Annotated in this window: 14 protein-coding genes; 8 read left to right on the forward strand and 6 right to left on the reverse strand. The window is 54.3% G+C overall.

The window, feature by feature from the left end; translation table 11 throughout:
* The first annotated feature begins 77 nt into the window (after positions 1-77).
* Positions 78-1,856 (forward strand): hypothetical protein, encoded by a 1,779-nt coding sequence (locus ACR3ZL_RS06365; RefSeq protein ID WP_486173295.1) that lies wholly within the window; start codon positions 78-80, stop codon positions 1,854-1,856.
* A 55-nt stretch (positions 1,857-1,911) separates the two neighbouring features.
* Here the strand turns inward: ACR3ZL_RS06365 and ACR3ZL_RS06370 are convergent, their stop codons facing one another.
* Positions 1,912-2,334, reverse strand: a complete 423-nt coding sequence (locus ACR3ZL_RS06370) for a VanZ family protein (RefSeq protein WP_473648720.1) — start codon at positions 2,332-2,334, stop codon at positions 1,912-1,914.
* A gap of 101 nt (positions 2,335-2,435) precedes the next feature.
* Between ACR3ZL_RS06370 and ACR3ZL_RS06375 the strand changes: the two genes are divergently transcribed.
* From ACR3ZL_RS06375 to ACR3ZL_RS06390, 4 genes are all read left to right on the forward strand, one after another.
* Positions 2,436-3,311, forward strand: coding sequence for a 3-keto-alpha-glucoside-1,2-lyase-like domain-containing protein (locus ACR3ZL_RS06375; RefSeq protein ID WP_473648719.1), 876 nt, complete (start codon positions 2,436-2,438; stop codon positions 3,309-3,311).
* A 214-nt stretch (positions 3,312-3,525) separates the two neighbouring features.
* Positions 3,526-4,020: a tRNA adenosine(34) deaminase TadA gene (tadA, locus tag ACR3ZL_RS06380; RefSeq protein ID WP_473648718.1), complete on the forward strand. Its 495-nt coding sequence runs from the start codon at positions 3,526-3,528 to the stop codon at positions 4,018-4,020.
* Positions 4,021-4,161: 141 nt separating this feature from the next.
* Positions 4,162-5,214 carry an extracellular solute-binding protein gene (locus ACR3ZL_RS06385; RefSeq protein WP_473653385.1) on the forward strand — a complete coding sequence of 351 codons (1,053 nt, stop codon included), beginning with the start codon at positions 4,162-4,164 and terminating at the stop codon, positions 5,212-5,214.
* A gap of 131 nt (positions 5,215-5,345) precedes the next feature.
* Positions 5,346-5,837: a DinB family protein gene (locus tag ACR3ZL_RS06390; protein ID WP_486173296.1), complete on the forward strand. Its 492-nt coding sequence runs from the start codon at positions 5,346-5,348 to the stop codon at positions 5,835-5,837.
* A 253-nt stretch (positions 5,838-6,090) separates the two neighbouring features.
* Here ACR3ZL_RS06390 and ACR3ZL_RS06395 read toward each other — a convergent pair whose 3' ends face one another.
* From ACR3ZL_RS06395 to ACR3ZL_RS06405, 3 genes are all read right to left on the reverse strand, one after another.
* Complete coding sequence (locus tag ACR3ZL_RS06395) at positions 6,091-9,462, reverse strand: PAS domain-containing protein (RefSeq protein ID WP_473648715.1); 3,372 nt, start codon at positions 9,460-9,462, stop codon at positions 6,091-6,093.
* A 178-nt stretch (positions 9,463-9,640) separates the two neighbouring features.
* Positions 9,641-11,386: an NAD-binding protein gene (locus ACR3ZL_RS06400; protein WP_486173297.1), complete on the reverse strand. Its 1,746-nt coding sequence runs from the start codon at positions 11,384-11,386 to the stop codon at positions 9,641-9,643.
* A 256-nt stretch (positions 11,387-11,642) separates the two neighbouring features.
* On the reverse strand, positions 11,643-12,509 hold the full coding sequence (locus tag ACR3ZL_RS06405; RefSeq protein ID WP_473648712.1) for a family 16 glycosylhydrolase: 867 nt from the start codon (positions 12,507-12,509) through the stop codon (positions 11,643-11,645).
* Between the two features lie 337 nt (positions 12,510-12,846).
* Here ACR3ZL_RS06405 and ACR3ZL_RS06410 point away from each other — a divergent pair, with 337 nt between their 5' ends.
* From ACR3ZL_RS06410 to ACR3ZL_RS06420, 3 genes are all read left to right on the forward strand, one after another.
* The gene (locus ACR3ZL_RS06410) at positions 12,847-13,407 is read left to right on the forward strand and encodes a hypothetical protein (protein WP_473648711.1); all 561 of its coding nucleotides are present in this window, start codon (positions 12,847-12,849) and stop codon (positions 13,405-13,407) included.
* A 127-nt stretch (positions 13,408-13,534) separates the two neighbouring features.
* Positions 13,535-14,257, forward strand: a complete 723-nt coding sequence (locus tag ACR3ZL_RS06415; RefSeq protein WP_473648710.1) for a YebC/PmpR family DNA-binding transcriptional regulator — start codon at positions 13,535-13,537, stop codon at positions 14,255-14,257.
* Positions 14,258-14,349: 92 nt separating this feature from the next.
* Positions 14,350-14,793 carry a nucleoside deaminase gene (locus ACR3ZL_RS06420; RefSeq protein ID WP_473648709.1) on the forward strand — a complete coding sequence of 148 codons (444 nt, stop codon included), beginning with the start codon at positions 14,350-14,352 and terminating at the stop codon, positions 14,791-14,793.
* Positions 14,794-15,093: 300 nt separating this feature from the next.
* Here the strand turns inward: ACR3ZL_RS06420 and rbsK are convergent, their stop codons facing one another.
* Together rbsK and ACR3ZL_RS06430 are read right to left on the reverse strand one after the other, a co-directional pair.
* Entirely contained in the window at positions 15,094-16,017 is a 924-nt protein-coding gene (gene rbsK, locus ACR3ZL_RS06425) for a ribokinase (RefSeq protein WP_486173571.1), read from the reverse strand.
* 497 nt (positions 16,018-16,514) lie between these two features.
* Positions 16,515-17,588: a nucleoside hydrolase gene (locus ACR3ZL_RS06430; RefSeq protein ID WP_473648707.1), complete on the reverse strand. Its 1,074-nt coding sequence runs from the start codon at positions 17,586-17,588 to the stop codon at positions 16,515-16,517.
* Positions 17,589-18,069: the final 481 nt, after the last annotated feature.

An 18,069-nucleotide genomic window follows, 5' to 3' on the forward strand; every position in this document is an offset into this window, starting at 1 on the left:
ATATTTTGGTGTTCAAACTCGCCCAAACTTCACTGTCGAAAAAGACATTTCCGCGCATCTTTTGAAGAGGTGAAAAAATGGCTAACTGCGGCAATCTGGATGGAAGTCTTTGCAGCTCTGGGAATACACGCCTACACTGGGGCTTTGAGAAATCCAAGTTTGATGCTCGAAATCCAAAACACAATGAATACGCGACAATGTTGTACCAGATTTTGCTGTCATGCCTGCTATTAGTAGTTGCCACATCGGCGGTGGGCCAAGAGTTCACATCAGAACACCCCACTGTCAAAGGGATGATAGATGCGGGGGTAAAGCACCTCGAATCGAGTGTCAAATCGAAAACGCGTTATCCGCTTGGGAGCCTCCACGAGCCCGGATGGGGGGAGCAGGCGTTGGCAGGGTATGCCCATATGAAAGTGGTGCATGACCCTTCAAACCCGGTCGTCCAGCAAGGAGTTAAGGCAGCGTTGGGAATTGTTGGGGCTATGAGGCAACCGCCTCCAAAAACTAAACACTCAAGTCGTTCGAACTATAGCCTCAGCGTAGCAGCGATGGTTCTTGCGGAAGTCGACAAGGAAATGTATCGCCCTCAGCTTGAGGAAATTGCGAAGTACTTTCGAGTTGCCCAGAGAGACCACGGAGCTTACACCTATTACGGGGAGCAGAAGGGAGATGTTTCTCAGACTCAATACGCAACCCTAGCGATGTGGACACTCGATCATGCTGGGGTTTTGGTTAATTATCAGGGCATTCCAGCCACCGTAAACTGGCTCGGCAGGATACAAGATGCGAGCGGCGGTTGGCCCTATATGGGGGACCTGTCGACGGGGTCAAAGCAGGTTGGCGTTACACCTTCCATGGCATTAGCAGGAGGCAGCGCCCTCTTAATTTGTGGCGACCTGCTAAGGCTCTGGGGAGAAGGGGCTGCGATCGAAAACCCAAACATTCCCGGGATTCCTAAGGCAGTTAAACGATACTTAGGGGGGGTGAGCGATGTGAAACGGCCAGTGTTGCCGGTTGCGATGTTTACCGAGAAAATTCAGGCAAGCGATCAGTACTTAGAGAAAAACTCGCCGGATCCGTCGGTCAAAAAATCAGTGTGGCCGCTGTACCAGTTGTATTCGATGGAACGATATGAAAGCTTTCGCGCTGCGGCTCTGGGACTAACCAAGGAACGCAGTCCAGACTGGTATAATTTCGGGGTAAAATATCTTAAGTCTACTCAGAATGGTAACGGAGGTTGGGAGACGAAGGGGACGATGCCTAGTTCAGTCGGTACTTCATTCGCACTTTTGTTCTTAATCCGCAGCACTCAGAAGGCGATTGAGGCTACTCAGGAGGGGACTTTGGCTGGGGGGTTTGGGTTGCCTGGGGATACTACCAAGATCGTGGTCGATGGGACTCAGATTAAGGGGGAGCCTGTTGCGGGAGCCGTTACCGACTTGCTGGATATGTTGGAGGAGGGCGACGGGGATGCTCTGGAGGGAAAATCATTGCCGGAGGACATGAAGCTGCCCACTGAACCGAAGGCTCGTAAGGCGATGCTGGATCGGCTTGAACGGCTGGTGCGGGGATCCTCGTCATGGCAGGCTCGACGGGTCGCGGCTCGTTTGCTGGCCCAGAGCGACGAAATGCGGGTCGTGCCGTCGCTGATCTATGCCCTGGATGACCCCGATACCAGCGTGCGGACGTTCGCTCGTGATGGATTGCGGTTCATTAGCCGCAAATTCGAAGGCTTCGGGATGGAGATCACCCGGGGAGAAGACCAGGATTACGGTGAACTTCGGAAAGCTCAGCGGGCGTGGCGACAGTGGTACCTGACGATGGACCCCGGCTACATTTTTGTGGCGGAGTGAGGGAAGCTGGAGGGGTGAAGGTCTAGAACGCCACAGGGCCACAGGATGCAGTGGGCTAGGCTGCTGCGTTGGCTGCGGTTTGGCAGCGAGCGACTTGTCGGCGGCCCCAGATGATGCGGCCGGCGGCGTACAACCCAATCGCCAGTAGCGTTCCGGTGGCGTCGGCTGCGAAGTCGTAAATGTCGGTGCTGCGTCCACGGACGAACGACTGCGTCCATTCGTCGAGCATTCCGTAGGTCAGGCAGACGGCCGCGATGGTGCTAAAACGCTTCCAAAGTCGACGCGAGTTGGTGCAGTAGCACAGCAGCAGTGCAAGGCCGAAAAACGCCGAGAAATGCATGATCTTGTCATCAACTTTCGGCATTGCGCGAGGGATCTTGGGCAGGTGTGTGCCGGTGAATATCGAGCACCAGTAGACCGCCAGCAATAAAATCGCCAGCCGGGTGCCAAAGAGTCGAATTCCCGAAACGGGTTGCATAGGTCATGCTCGTGATAAGATGAGATGGACCGAAAAGACAACTGAGTCCATGTTCTCCTGTATCGTGCATCCCTGCCTTCGCCCTATCTGAAATCCGACACATGCATCGCTTTTTTATGTCAGGCTTCCATATCGCTGCCGCGGCCTTCCTGGGGCTCCTAGTTTGCCCAGTTTCAGGACGTTGCCAAGAGGTCATTTCCGAATCTGGGGTGAAGGTCGTTCCCAGCACCACTGGCACGGGGGAAACAGGCGAAGCCAAGCCGGTGACGTCGTTTAACGTGTCGGCAAAGTTTCAGCCCATGATTTCGCACTGGGAACCGGCTTCCTTCGGCGGTGATGGAGAGGTTGAGATCACGGAAGCCAAGAAGCCTGGCGGCGCTCTTCAAGCGGCGGAACCCAAGGGCGAAGATGTCTCCGCTGGCGATACCGCTTTGGGCGATACCGGTTCGCTGACTCTCAATCAGAAATCGGCAGCCGCTGAAAGCTCCACGTCACCAAAGCAGCCTGGCCAACTGATCGAATTGGGGATGGGCCACCCGATGACCGGTGTTCGCTGGACTGGCCCGATGCCACGAGAGAACTACGAGATCAAACTTCAAGCACGCCGAATGGATGGCTTTGATTTCTTCATTGCTGTCACCTTCCCAGTCGGCAAGGAATATTGCTCGTTCGTGCTGGGAGGCTGGGGAGGCGGCATGGTGGGGCTGAGCAGCATTGATGGCAACGATGCGTCCAACAACGAAACTACGCAGTACAAAGAGTTCCAGCAGGGGACCTGGTACGACGTTCGCGTTCGTGTGGACGAGAAAAAGATCCAGTGCTGGATCGATGATGAAGAATGGGCAAACGTCGAGCGAGAGCCGCACCAATTCGAAGTGCGGATCGAGATGGATCCTTGTTTGCCTCTGGGCCTGGCCAACTTTCAGTGCAAGAGCGAAGTTCGGGCGATCCAGTTGCGATCGTTACCGGCGAAGTGATGCGGTCACGGGAGTTGTGAGAGGCTTGTTGTGTGGAGTTGTGGGTGGCCCTCCCCCTCGCTTCGCTCGACCCCTCCCAAAAAAAGGGGGGGTAGGGAGGGGGTTTGGGGCCTCTCCTTAGACGCGTGTTGGGCTCCGGGCGAGCGGTGTCGCCTGCCTGGCCTCGCAAATATTTAGGATCCATTTTTAACAGTTTGCTTCGAGACAGAAAACGATGTTGATTGATTCGGAAGAGAACCCGCTGATCGATTTTGACCTGCACTGGATGGGGCGGGCGATTGAGTTGGCTCAGTCGGCCGCGATTGCGGACGAGGTGCCAGTGGGCGCGGTCATTGTTCGTGGCGGCACGATGATCGGCGGTGCGGCGAATGAACGCGAAGCGTTACACGATCCAACTGCGCACGCGGAGATGATTGCGATCACACAAGCGGCTGCTGCGATCGAGGATTGGCGGTTGGAGGATGCGACAATGTACGTGACTCTTGAACCCTGCTTAATGTGTGCTGGAGCTATCTTGCAAGCTCGTGTGCCGCGGGTCGTTTTTGGTGCGAGTGATCCCAAGGCGGGGGCGGTGACCAGCATGTATCAAGTGTTGAATGATCAGCGATTGAATCATCAATGTGAGGTGACCGCCGGCGTGATGGCGGATCGCTGTGGGCGGATGTTGACCGAGTTCTTTGCGTCGAAACGAGCGATGGGGAAGAAGTAGGAGGGGAGATTGAAGAAAGGGCCACAGGGCCACAGGGCCGCAGGACCACAGGGTGCGGGGTGCGGGGTGCGGGGTGCGGGGTGCGGGGTGCGGGGTGCGGGGTGATTACAAATGTTTACTCGATTGAGGTTTGGGATTCGGATGCGAATTGTTTTGTGGGGTGTCTTGCTAGCATGCTTGGGCTTGGTGGGTTGTGTGCCGCGTAGCGAGAAGGATGTGGTGGTGTATTCGGCCCTGGACGAAGAATTTGCCTTTCCGATGCTCGACGCGTTTGAACGAAAGGTCGACTACGACATTAATGTGATTAGCAAGTTTGACGTCGAGTCCACCAAGACAGTTGGGTTGGTGAACCAGATCATGGCCGAAAAGGACCGTGCTCGATGTGATCTGTTTTGGAACAACGAAATTCTGCACACCGTGCGGCTGCAGAAGTTAGGGTTGCTGGCTAGGCACGATTGGTCGGTGCCGCGAGATTGGCCTGCCGATATGATCGCCAGCGACTCAACATGGTGTGGGTTCGCCGCACGGGCGAGAGTGTTGTTGGTAAACACCGATCGGCTCAAATCAGCTAAGGCGTCTGAAGGCGATGATAGCGAAGGGTTGGTTTACCCGAGCAGCGTGTCGGAGCTTTCGGACGCGAAGTGGAAGGATAATTGCGCGGTTGCGCGTCCTCTATTCGGCACCACAGCGACCCACTTTGCGGTTTTGAGAGAATTGATGGGACGAGAGGCGGCATTGGCGGAGCTTCAAGCAATTGCTGACAACGCGTTAGTCTTGTCAGGAAACAAACAGGTTGCTCAAGCCGTGTCGGCAGGGCGTGTCGCTTGGGGGCTAACGGACACCGATGACGCGATGATCGAAAAAGACTTGGGCTATCCCGTTGAAATCGTGTTCCCCGATCAGCAGCCCGACCAGCCGGGAACATTGCGGATTCCGAATACGCTTGCGATTCTTAAGAACGCGCCGCACCCAGTCGCGGCGTCACGCTTGGCCGACTATTTGTTGACGCCTGAAACAGAAGACCGCTTGGCGATGGGCCGCAGCAGTCAATTGCCAATCAGCAAAGAGAGTAAGTTCCCGCCAGCGGTCTTGCCGGCCGAATCGGTCCGTTGGATGCGAGCGGATTTTGAAGCCGCCGCTGAAGGCTGGGACGATTGGGCTGCCGAAGTCGCACGCATCTATGTCGATCGTTGAGCACAGGCATTGGCCTCGATTCCGCTCGTTCCGACCAATCGTGATCGGTCTGGTACACTATCCGCATCTTGTGGCCGAGTTGCCGTCGACTTGATGCCGCCTTATTCCAACTATTCTGGTAACGAAGAAGCATGCACGCAAAAGAAGCAATCCGCGCCGCGATGAGTATGAGCGACATGGTTTACACGGCGTATTTGTCTGACATGGAAGACGCCGAGCTGATGACGCGACCGGCGCCTGGGTGTAACCACCTGGCTTGGCAAACCGGTCATTTGATCGCGTCGGAGGTCGAGTTGTTGGCCTCAGTTTGCCCTGGAGTGACTACCGAGCTTCCTGAGGGATTTGCCGAAACGCACGGCAAAGAAAATACCGATTGTGACGATGCTTCGAAGTTCTCGACGAAGGACGAATACTTGGCATTGATGGGCAAGGTTCGCCAGACGTCGCTTGCGGCTCTGGACGCGGCAACCGACGAAGAGTTGAACGCCGCCGCGCCAGAACACTTTCAGCCTTGGTGCCCGACCGTTGGTGCGGTGTTCGTTCTGATTGGCACACACTCCCTGATGCACTCCGGCCAATTGGTGCCGGTTCGTCGTCAATTAGGTAAGCCCACAGTGATTTAAACCCACAGTGATTTAGGGCCACAGCGATTTAGGGGCACAGTGATTTAGAGCCACAGCGATTTAGGCCTAACTGTGACTTCGGCGTAACAGCAACCTAGGCGAGACGCGTAGTGGCATGGATCGAACTTCGGTTGCGTCGGTGTTCTGAACATTGCGGGATCAGCAAGCGGCGAAACGGTATCGGACGAAGGGCAAGTTTTATTGCCAAGGATTTGTCTCTTTGTCCACAATGCCAGTCATCAATCGATCGGTGCTAAACCTCTTTCGCTTTGGTCTGCTTCAGGAAGTCTTTGATTGCCTTTTCCGTTCTAAGCAAGGTGATCTTCAGCATGGGGAGTCCCGCTCGGATCGTTGCTAAGTCCGTGTCCTCAGTCGTCTCTTCGAGCTTTCGTAGTTTCGCGACGATTGGGGACGCGTGGATTGCCATCGCGGCTCCTTTGAGTGCATGAGCGGCACGCTTCAATTGGGGGCGATCGTCTTTGGCGACAGCGTCTTGGATGTCGGCATGCAGCACCCCGCTTTCTTCGATAAAAGCACTGAATAGCTCGGCGATCAATTCCCGATCTTCGCCAAATGACTCCTTTAAGCAGTCCCAATCCAGCATTGGCTCGGAGGCAACCTGTGACTCAATTGGGGCGGATTCCGTTTCGCATGCGCTGGGAGTGTCCGTGTCACAGTCGGTAATGGTCTCGGTCAGATCGGGTGCCACGTGATCGTCCGTCGCGATTTCGCAATCCGGATCAGAAGCGGACTCGGACGTCGATGTTTGCTCTGAAGACGCAGGATTCGAGAAAGGTTCATCGGAGCTTGAGCTCGGCTCCGCTTTCAGGTTGGATGCCACTTTCGCGAGTGACTCGAAGAGGAGTTCGCGTCGGATGGGCTTGGGCACGTAGTCGTCCATTCCAGCCTGAATGCACTCTTCGCGATCGCCTTTCATTGCATTGGCCGTCATGGCAATGATCGGGACATGTTTGCCCGTTGCTTTTTCATTTTCTCGGATCGCTCGGGTCGCCTCGATCCCATCCATCACTGGCATTTGAACGTCCATCAAGACGACATCGTAATCATCGTCCAGCAACGCTTTAACAGCTTCTTCACCATTGTTGGCAATCATGACCTCGTGTCCAAACCGAGTGAGTAAACCCACGGCCAGTTTCTGGTTAACGAGGTTGTCTTCGGCGAGCAAAATTTTGAGGTTCTCGATCGCGAAGTCGGTTTTGCTTTCCGGTTCGTCGGAATCTTCACTACCGTTCACGCCCAGAGCACGGACAATGGAGTCGAACAGTTCGGATTGCTTAACGGGTTTCATCAAGCGATCGGCGACGCCCAATTCATGCCGACGGTCTTTGTCGCCAAGGCGTCCACCGGAGGTCAGCATGATCACGGGGGCAGATTCAAGCAACTCTTCCGCTCGCAGTTGGCGTACGAAATCAAATCCATCTTGGCCGGGCATGTTGACGTCCGTGACAACCAGCCCAAAGGGATTCCCAGCCTGAGTCGCGTGATGAATCTCGGCAATCGCATCGTCGACGCATTCCGCTAACACTGGGTTCATTCCCCAGTTGGTCAGCATTTCTTTTAAGATAAAACGGTTGGTTTCATTGTCGTCAACGATCAACACGTTGGTCCCACCGACAATGACCACGCCTCGCGATTTGCTCGTTTGGACATCGTCGGGAGCGACACCCAGAACGGATGTGAAGTAGAACCGGCTGCCTTTGCCGATGTCGCTGTCAACCCAGATGGCGCCGCCCATCATGCTGACAAGCCGGGATGATATGGTGAGACCGAGACCGGTGCCGCCGTATTGGCGTGTCGTCGAGGCATCGGCTTGTTCGAATTCTCGAAAGATGGATTCGCACTTTTCTTCGGGAATGCCGATTCCTGTGTCGCGTACGCACACAAGAACGCGATGCTCTTCCTCGCTGGTGCTTTGCAGTTCCACCTCCACCACGACTTCGCCTTTGGACGTGAATTTGATTGCGTTGCCAACCAAGTTAATGATGATTTGACGCAAGCGACCAGGGTCACCGACTACGAACCGAGGGATTTCTGGATCAATCCGAAACGCCAGTTCGAGATTCTTGGCGTGGGCACGGACCGCTAGGGTTTTCATCGTGTCGCCAAAATTTTCCCGAATGTCAAAGGGAATTGAATCGATGTCTAGCATGCCGGCTTCGATCTTTGAAAAATCGAGAACATCGTTGATGATCGTCATCAGCGAATCGCCAGACTCCTGAACCATCTTCAGGTAGCTACGCTGCGAGATGTCAACTTTGGTGTCCATCAGCAATTCGGTCATCCCGATGATGGCGTTCATCGGCGTCCGAATCTCGTGGCTCATGTTCGCCAGGAATTCGCTTTTCGCCCGGTTGGCACTGTCCGCTGCATCGCGGGCGGCGACCAATTCTTCAGCCGCTTTCTTGCGGGACGTGATGTTGCGTCCGATGCCGACAATTCCTGTGACCTCGCCCTCTTGATTTCGCAATGGAACCTTCGTGCTCAGGTACCACAGTTGGGTTCCGTCGGCCTGTTGTGAGCATTCTTCTTTGTCGACCATGGCTTCGCCGGAGCGGACGACAATTTGGTCGTCCGCGACGTAGCCGCAAGCCAGTTCGGCAGGCAGGAAGTCGTAATCGGTTTTGCCAACGATGTCGTCGACAGATTCCAACCCAAACAGTTTTAAGACGGCTGCGTTGCAGGTGACAAAGCGGCCATATTGATCTTTGACGTAAATGAGATCGGGGATGTTATCCGAGATCGTTTTTAGTAGATCGCGTTCACGTTCCAGTTCGATCTCGGCTCGCATTTGGCTGGTGACATCACGCGAGATCCCGAACGTCCCGATGATCATGCCCGACGGGTCTCGCAGAGGCATTTTGGTCGTTGAACACCACGTGTCTTTTCGATCGGGCCAAGTTTCGCGTTCGACTTTGGCGACGATGGCTTCGCCGGTTTCCATGATCCGTCGCTCGTCGGCGAATGCATCGCGGGTGTGTTCGATGCCGAAGAAGTCGGCATCCGATTTGCCAACTGCTTCATGTGGGTCGTGCAGTTGAAACAGTGTCGCCATGGCGCGGCTGATACGAATGAAGCGACTTTGTTTGTCTTTGAAATAGACCGCGTCGGGGACGTTGTCTAATAAGGTGTCCATTAAAAACTTGGTCGTCGCAAGTTCTTGCTCGGTTTGTTGGTGTTGGCTGACGTCCCAGAAAATGACTTGGATTCCATTGACGGTTCCCGATTGGGAATGCATCGGAACCTTCAGTACTTCGACTTGTCGACGCTTGCCCTGGGCGACTTGATGTTCTTCGATTGCGTGCAGGGGTTGGCCACTGTCCATGACCGCGTGATCGCTGTCGGAATAGTCCTTGGCCAAGGTGGCGGGGAACAAGTCAAAGTCCGTCTTTCCGACCAATTCTTCGGCCGGCTTACCATACGATTGACAGAAGGCTTCGTTGGCGTACTGGATACGACCTTTCAAGTCCTTGCGGAGGACGCACAGCGCACCGTGGTCTAGAATTCGGCGATGAGCCTGCGGTGTATCGCACGTCGTGTCGGATTCATTTTCAGGGTTGGAAATGGATTCGAAATCGTGAGTGATCTGAAGTGTCTGATTTTCCATTACCGTTTACTCTGTCTGCTGGGGGCTCGACTCACTGGAGGCTCGACCTATTGAGGCTCGGCTCGATGCGGTCCGATCGCCGGGTATTGCTCGGTAAGTCTGTGACACTCTCCTATCGTACTCTGCTTCTAACCAAGCGTCTTCGGAATGGATATGAGGCTTGGGAAATGCGTGTTTTTCAGTCTTGCGCCACTGACATGCGGCGTTCTTTGAGAACCTCAATCAATGTATTGCACTGTGTTTTGAAAAGCTGGTGGACGTCGGCCAGTTGATCCAGGTCCGTCGCCTCGTCGGTACTCTCAAGCCTCGACGCCAATCGGTGAGCTTCAGTGGCGCCGAAGATCTCTAGAGATCCTTTCAATGTGTGCGCAGTGCGACGCACCTGAGCGGGTTCGTTTTGTTCGAAGCCGCCTTCCATTTGGTCTAGCAATCGCGGGGTTTCGTCCAGCATGGCATCTATGAGCTCGTCCCAAAGTTGGGGATCGTCACCCACGTTCTCTTTGAGAGCATCGAGGCTGAAAACATCGTTCGATTCCACGGGTGGTTTTTCTTGTGGCGTCTGTCGTGAAGAGAAAGCTTGTTCGATGCTGGCCAGCAATTCCGAACTCTTGCTTGTTTTGCGAATGCACATGTGAGCCCCCGCATCTTTCCCGCGACGAACGAACTCTTTGGTTTCGTCGGCGGAATAGAGAATGATGGGGATCGGTTGGAAGTCAGGGTCTCGGCGAAGTTGTTGGCATACTTGGTAGCCGTCCAGCACGGGCATGTTGACATCCAGTACGATCAATTCAGGTTGTTGTGATCGAGCCAGTTCCAATGCTTGTTGCCCGGTGGCGGCTTGGACAACGTCGTACCCGGCGGCAACCAGTTTGCGTGAAAACAGCAATCGCAGTGCGCGGTGGTCGTCGGCCAGTAGAATCGTACGCGGGTTTGAGACCGGGGTTGTGATATTGCCGGTCGTCTTAACGCGTTTGTACATCACCAGCGTTTCACCCGATGCAAGCTTGCGGTCGGGGGAGGTTTCCGCTTCGAAAGTTCCGTCAACGTGTTCGATCCCGCAGAGACCAATCGCGTCGCATTGAGCAAGCACACCGGCCACTTCGAGGGAGGCGTCGGACTCATTCTTGTAGCTGATCAGTTCTAAGCCTCGTACGTTGCCTTGAGCTGATTCGCGTGTGGATGACGAACCGTCTTGTTGTCGAATCAGCGTGGCAATTTGTTGCCCCCCTAGTTTCATTGGCGAGACGACAATGTCCGCGCCCGCTCGGAGGATCCGGTCTTCGACTCCAGAATCCTCGCCGCGGGCGATGATCAAAATCTTGGGATTGAGCTCGCGAGCCGCCAGTGAGATGAACAAGTTGTCGGCGTCGTCCGCCAGTACGGCGATGACCCCTTTGGCATGCTCGATGCCGGCTTCCTTAAGCGAGGAGTCGGTCGTTGGGTTGCCTTTGACTATGGCAAAACCCTCACGCTCGATCGCAACGCTCGATTCGCTGTCGGCCGTGATCACGACGAAAGGCAGTTGTTGTTGAACGAGTTCGCCACAAATGGCGCCGCCGATTTCGCCGAAGCCGCAAACGATGTAGTGATTCTTCATATGCCGAATTCTCCGTCTCATTTGCTTTTGTGTGATGATTCCCACGCCTTCCAACTCGCTTTGGACAATCAGTCTGGCAAACTGAGTCGCGAACGCCACAACGGCTCCAAATCCACAAAAGACGAGAGCGACGGTAAAGTATCGACCGCCGATCGATAGTTTGTGGACCTCATGAAACTGAGTGGGCGTGATCGCGGTCACTGCCATATAGAACGCATCGTGGACGCTAATTCCATCTTCGAGCAAAAGGAATCCGCTGGTGCCGACCGACAAGACCAACGCGACAAAGAAGAGAATGGGCAGCAGATAGCGAGCGGACTCTTTCATGAAACGGCACGATGGATCTTATGCGGTTGCGGTAAGACTTTGCGATCGACGCATCGCTTGGTGAAAAGCTGAACGTCGAGAAATTTCAAAGCCGTGACCGCTGGTCTTGGGGTACCCTTCATTGGAAGCATTCGCGAGGTGCATTACAAGCTTGCAACGATATGGTGGATGTTGTCGGTCCTTCAATGGCTTTGCTCGCATCGTGTTCGCTGAGTGCTTGGCACCTTGGCGATCTCTTGACGCTGGTTCCGGGCGTTTATTCCAAACGCCAAGTTCGGACCCAGTCGTACTGGGTGGTGCGTTGTTCCCAGGTACCGCTCTCGACCAGTCCGCCGTCTTTGGGAAGCGGGTTCCAGTCATACGTTTCGATGGCCATCGTCAGGTAGGCCGGAACGTCCCACTTGGTTTTTGGCTTGATCGAGTAGACGTATTTACCGTCCAGGTAAAAGCGAAGTTCGTCGGGTGATTTCCACCAAGCCGCGTAGACATAGAAACGCTCCCAGTTCTTAGTAGGGGTTCTTTCCTGGCCTTGGATTTGAAGCTTTTCGGGATTGTCCGGCCCGTGCCAATGGATGGCGTTGGAATGAAAGATTTCGTCCCAGCGTTTGGCCCAGGGTTCGGTAAGCTCGGTCGTCCGCCCGACGCATTCCTGGATGTCGGTCTCCAGTCGCTTCCGTCCGCCCTTGGTATTCAGCCAAAAGGTCGATGACATTACGGTTTGGTTGGCCTTCATTCGGCACTCGTAGTACCAGCCCACTTGTCCCGACTGGTGAGATCGTACGATCGCCCCTTGATGCGTAAACGAATACCGTTTGTGCTGAACCGGTGTCTCCAGTTTGCTGACGGTAACATTCATCTTGCCGTCTTGAACGGTAATGTTTTCAGGAACGAACAGAGCTGGTGGGCGGCCGAGCCAGTTCCATCCATCGCCAGACGGATTGGGGTTCCATTTCGAATTGTCCAACGAAGTTCCGTCGAACTCGTCTGACATCGCATCGATTCGCACCCACTGGGTTCCCGCCGGTTTTGGGTCTTGGCCCTCGGCGAAGAAGGGTTGTGCAATGGCCGCAGCGGCTTGGGAAGTGAAAAGCACCGCTAGGGTTAAGATCGTTTGAGTTCGCATGTGCGTCTGTTTTAGGCTCGGCTGAAGCGTGAGGTGAAATCGGGGAATCAGTTGCTCTCATTCTACTCCAACTTGCCTGCGGTGGCGGATTGGTCGTTCGATTCAGCGTCGCTATTCGATTCAGCGTCGCTACGAGTACGCCGGCGTGCAATCCAGGAACCGCCTTGGTTTTTGAACGATCTGGTTTTCGGCTTTCGGGATTACTCTGCGAGAGTTTCGGCTTCCTGGAATTGTGCTGTCCGGTGAGGTTGGCAATTCATCATTGATGAAGCAGTGGGAGTGATGTTTGTGGTCTGCTCCCGTATTTCGCACCCTACCAAGCGTGAGCGACCAACCGATGAACCGTTTCCGTCCCGCAATCTTGCTTGCCGCCACCGCATCGTCTGTCCTTTTCGCCGCCAACGCATCGGCTGGTGTGCCGCAGCTTCATCCATTCACCAACCCAACGGCACGTTTCGAGGCAATGATGCCAACGGGCGTGACCAGCAAAACGACCGAGGGCAAGACACTGGTCGATACCGTCTACCGTTCGACAGCCGAATTCGAAGGCGGGAAGATGGAGGTTCGGGTGCAGGTTTTGATCCCGATCAAGCTGGACGATCAAGCAATGCTCGATCAATACGGCGAATCGATGGTCAACCAGGCGGAGAAACAGTTCACCAAATCGTTTGGAGAACCGTCTAAGATTAGGGGCATTATCCAAAACGGAGCCAAAGGCAAGGAGTTTACTTTTCGTCTTCCTGGTCATTTGCTTCGTAGCGGAAAAGATCTGGTCATCCGGCGTCGAGTTCTCTTCGACGGCCAGCGTTTGTACCAGCTCATCGCGGAGGGGACGCCCGCAATGGTTGACTCGGACGAGACCAGCAATTTTCTCGACTCGGTTGGCCCGTTGCAGTAGGCGAAAGCTTGCCCCATCACTCTCGCGAAACCAATGGGGTCTGCCATGTTGTACGTTGGAAAGATACCCTGGAGTTGCGAGAATAGATCGCACCCAAACAAAATCATTCCAGCATGAGTTACACGCGATGGGCAGAAGTTTCGAAGTTCGTAAGGTATCGATGGCCAAGACGGCTGGCCAAAAAACAAAGGTCTATTCCAAGTATGGAAAACAGATCTATGTGATGGCCAAGAATAGTGGTGCCGACCCCGTCAATAACTCGTCCTTGCGTGCGTTGATCGAAAAAGCGAAGCGAGACCAAGTGCCCGCCCATGTGATCGACCGGGCGCTCGAGAAGGCCAGAGGTGTCGGAGGCGAAGATTATGTCGCCGCTAGGTACGAAGGCTTCGGCCCCGGCGGTTGTGCTGTCATCATCGATTGTCTGACGGACAACAACATGCGCACGATCACGGATGTCAAAAACTGTTTTTCGAAAACAGGGTCGAAGTTTGGTGCCCCCGGATCGGTTTCTCATTCCTTTGACCATCTCGCTGTCTTCGCCTTCAACGGACCCTCGGTCGACGAAGTGCTTGAAGCACTCTTGATGGCTGAGGTGGATGTGTCCGACGTGGAAAGCCAAGACGATCAGATTCTGGTCTTCGCACCTACAACGGAATACGCCAAAGCAAAGCAAGCGATTCTGGATGCCTATCCCGAAACTTCACTCGTTGTTGACGAAATTTCATTCATCCCACAAACCAGTGCCGAGATTCCTGCGGATGACGTCGCAATGTTCGAAAAATTCATTGGCATGCTGAATGATTGTGACGACGTGCAGGACATTTATCACAACGCAACTTTGCCGAGTTAGTTGGCCAGTCTGGCTCTCCCCAAATCTTGATGGAGACCAGAATCTTTAGAGGGATTTGGCAGGATCACCAGTTCGAAAACAGGACGTTGCAAATGGATTCCTTTTTAAGAGCCGCTATCGAAGAGGCTCATGTTGGGCTCGCCGAACATGGGATCCCGATTGGATCCGTTCTCGTGATCGACGGTGAAATCGTTGCCCGCGGACACAACCGTCGAATCCAAAAGGGCAGTGCGATCCTGCACGCGGAAATGGATTGTCTTGAACAAGCCGGTCGCCTTACCGCTGCGGATTACTCTCGGTCGATTCTGTATTCGACTTTGTCGCCATGTGACATGTGCAGCGGCGCGGCGTTGCTTTACAAAATTCCGAAGATCGTCGTCGGTGAAAACCGAACTTTCCAAGGCCCGGAAGCCTACGTTCGAAGCCGCGGCGTCGATGTGAAGATCGTCAACGATCCCGAATGCATCGCGATGATGAAAGAATTTATCGCCACCCATCCCACGCTGTGGAATGAAGACATCGGTCTGCCAACCTAACGCTCCAACCTTAATCGCTCTTGAATTCGACCGTAGATGGATGACGTATCGAATCCTTCGCACACCGATTGAAGTCCAATTGCGAGTAGCCCGTGGGTGCACCCGCACCATCATGTTTGCACGCTGGATCGGCCTCCTCCAGCTACCTTGATGGTGAGGCATTTTCTGTCCAGCGTGAAATCCAATTTGCGTAAACGCTTTCGGCCAGACTAAAGCGGTCAATGCACAAGGAGCGATATAGAGCGATCTCCGTTACCGGCTAGGGAACGTCTATACGCCGAGTAGCACCTGACGCCTTTGCTAATTCGCTTCTTCAAATTGATCGATTTCCTCCCTGGTCGCGATGCTGGCTTGAGCGCCGTGGCGAGAAGCCGCGATTGCACCAGCTTTGTTAGCAAAGGCAATCGCTTCCGGCAGATCACAGGTTTGTGACCAACGCACCGCTAACGCTCCCGCGAATGCATCGCCTGCTGCCGTGGTGTCGATCGCATCGACGGTAAACGTAGGAATTAGTGACAATCTTCCGGCCTCGTAAAGCAGGGTTCCGCCGGCTCCCATTGTGATCGCAACGTTCCTAGCTCCCATCGAATGCAGTCGAACTGCAGCCTTGTGTGCGTCTTCAGCATTATCAACAGGTAAGCCCGTTAGCGTCGCCGCTTCAGTTTGGTTCGGGCAGATCAAATCCACGTCAAGCAACGAACGCGGAAAGTCGGTGGGAGCGGGCGCAGGGTCTAAGATCACTCGGACATTATGTCTGCGAGCGATTCGGATACCCTCAAGTACCGACTCCATCGGGATTTCCAGTTGCACCATTAAACAATCGGATTGCCTGATGATCGACTCGGCTGCTTGAACGCGTTCCGGTGTTACCGCTAAGTTTGCACCCGGTACCACAACGATTGAATTTTGGCCATGCGAATCCACTGTGATGATGGCCATGCCGCTCGCGTGATCCACAAAACGCGAAACTGATTCGCAATCGATATGATGTCTGCCCAAGTCATCGACTGAGCGGTCCGCGAAGGCATCGCCTCCCACGCCGCCGATCATCGACACCTTACCGCCCGCCAAAGCCGCCGCGACCGCTTGGTTGGCCCCCTTACCGCCGCAAAACTCGCTAGAAGATTCGGCCAAAATGGTTTGGCCTGGGACAGGAAGCTCTTCACAACGAACGACCAAGTCCATGTTGATGGAACCAAGTACCGCGATCCGGGGAGTGCGCATCTTAGTCACGGGTATGTGCGTCCGAGTGGGTGAGGTCAATGTAACTTCGAGATGATTAGACAAGATCCGAGTTTACCAGTGACTAGAGCGTTTTAAAAAAGGATGCAGGCGGTGTCACCAGATTCCGGTGCTCTGAATTCTGTCGAATCCAGCTACAAAAACCAGTCACGTAACGACCCAAAGTAGGCCGGATGAAGGAGGCTTTGCGACGCCCATCCGGCAGTCGCGTGAATGCCGGAACGTCGCTGCGCTTGGTCCGGCCTACGAACCACAAACTGAATTCTGGCGAACCCAACTACCGGGATCGGGCACGTCAAATCTCAAAATGCTCTAGCCGTGTTGTCTGTCTTCGAGAGCGAACAGCGAGTTCGGCAAATTGCCGCAATTGTCAAACGATCGGATTGACTCTGGTTAGCGACGTCTTGCGAAGTTCGATAAACCGCAGACCCGCTTAGAGCTTCCGACCGCACGATAAGTGGTTGACACGGAAATTCGATTCAATGCGGCGGTTCGCTGGCCAGCCATACCAAGGTTTCTTGCGTCCGTATGATTTGTTCGTTCGTGAGTGTCATGTAGCGAGCGTTGCCGTTGGGATTGCGAGTGAATGTCGTGAAACCGTCATCGGCAATTTGCACTTCGCCGGGCTCGGAGAGACCGAAGTAGTCACCTTCGGGAAACACGCCAAAGAGGACGCTGGTCAGGTCATACGTCGGGCGATTGTGAGGCGGAGGGTTGTAAAGAATGTACGCCTCTTTCAGTGGGTGATGCAAAACGTAGTCGTAATCGTGTTCGATGCTGAACGCCGGATAACGAATCGCCATGCCTATTTCGTGGCCGCTGAAAACGATCGGCCCGGGCCAATTGCGGAACACTTTCTGGGCGTTAGGGATGTCCAACTTGATGTTGTATTCGAGATATCGCTTTTTGGCGTGCTCTTCGTCAAAACTGCCAGCCATCGCCGACAGCAGCTTCACTTTGCGGCTAGCCAATTCAAGGCCAGTCAAGGGCGAATACTCGTCTGCTGGAGACTCCAACAATCGTGCCAGATTGGTCGAAAACCCAATCTGGGCGATTACGACGCTATCGTCGGGCTGTGCGGCGAGTGTCTGCCGCAACAGCTTAGTGGCGTCTGGCAATTCTTGAGGAAGATCGTGCGGATAGCGAGCCGTGCCACCTTCGATGCTTTGAGCGATACGCAAAAAGCGACCGTCCTGTTTCGATACGCCATCACGGACCATTCCAATCGGAATGTTCGGTCGTCCGTAAAATGTGTTCACCGCATCGATGTATTCTGCTGCAAGCCGATTGTCTTTGGTTACGGTAACCGCAAGTAGTTCGCAATCGCCGCGACTGACCAACGCATGGGCGACGCCAAGTGCCAACGCATCATCGACGTCGTTGCCCATGTCAGTATCGATAATCAGTTTGACCGGCGCAACGGGTGGTGGTGCAACATAGTTCACCTTCTCGGCCATCACACTTGGTTGACCAAACACGAAGCTGGTTAATAGCGTTCCGGCGAACACTCCGGTGCACAAAAAGTGCAAACGAAACGATGGAAGGGATAACAAAGGAGTCTCCAGGCAAGGGTAGAGGGAGAACGATGCAGCAGGGTGCCGAACCGCTGGCCGTTTGGCAAACGCGAGCGGGCAAGCAAGCCAATCTGCTAATTGTGGATCAGGTGAGGTAAGGTGATCCGGTGGAGGGATTGGAATATCGACAACCGTTGAGGGCCGTTCGACGTCTCCATTTTAAACAAACTACTTTAGCGATTGACGGCGATCAACCTAAATGTATCTGTACAGTTTTTTTGAAATGGACTCGTTGCCTCGACCACTACTGTTTGGAAATGGATGGAATCGAAGCACTGGTGATATCGTGTTGTCGATAGCAGCACTCTTCTCGATTGGCTGGACATGGAAACTTAGGTCTTCGTTGTTTCATGAGCGCCTATTCACATCATCAGCCTAGGAAGTTTGGTAGCATGTGGTTCCGATTCCTGGCGAGCCCGTCTGGCTGTTCTGATTGATGTCATCGGGTGGCGGACGATTG

It is taken from the genome of Rhodopirellula sp. J20-39, from assembly GCF_057365095.1.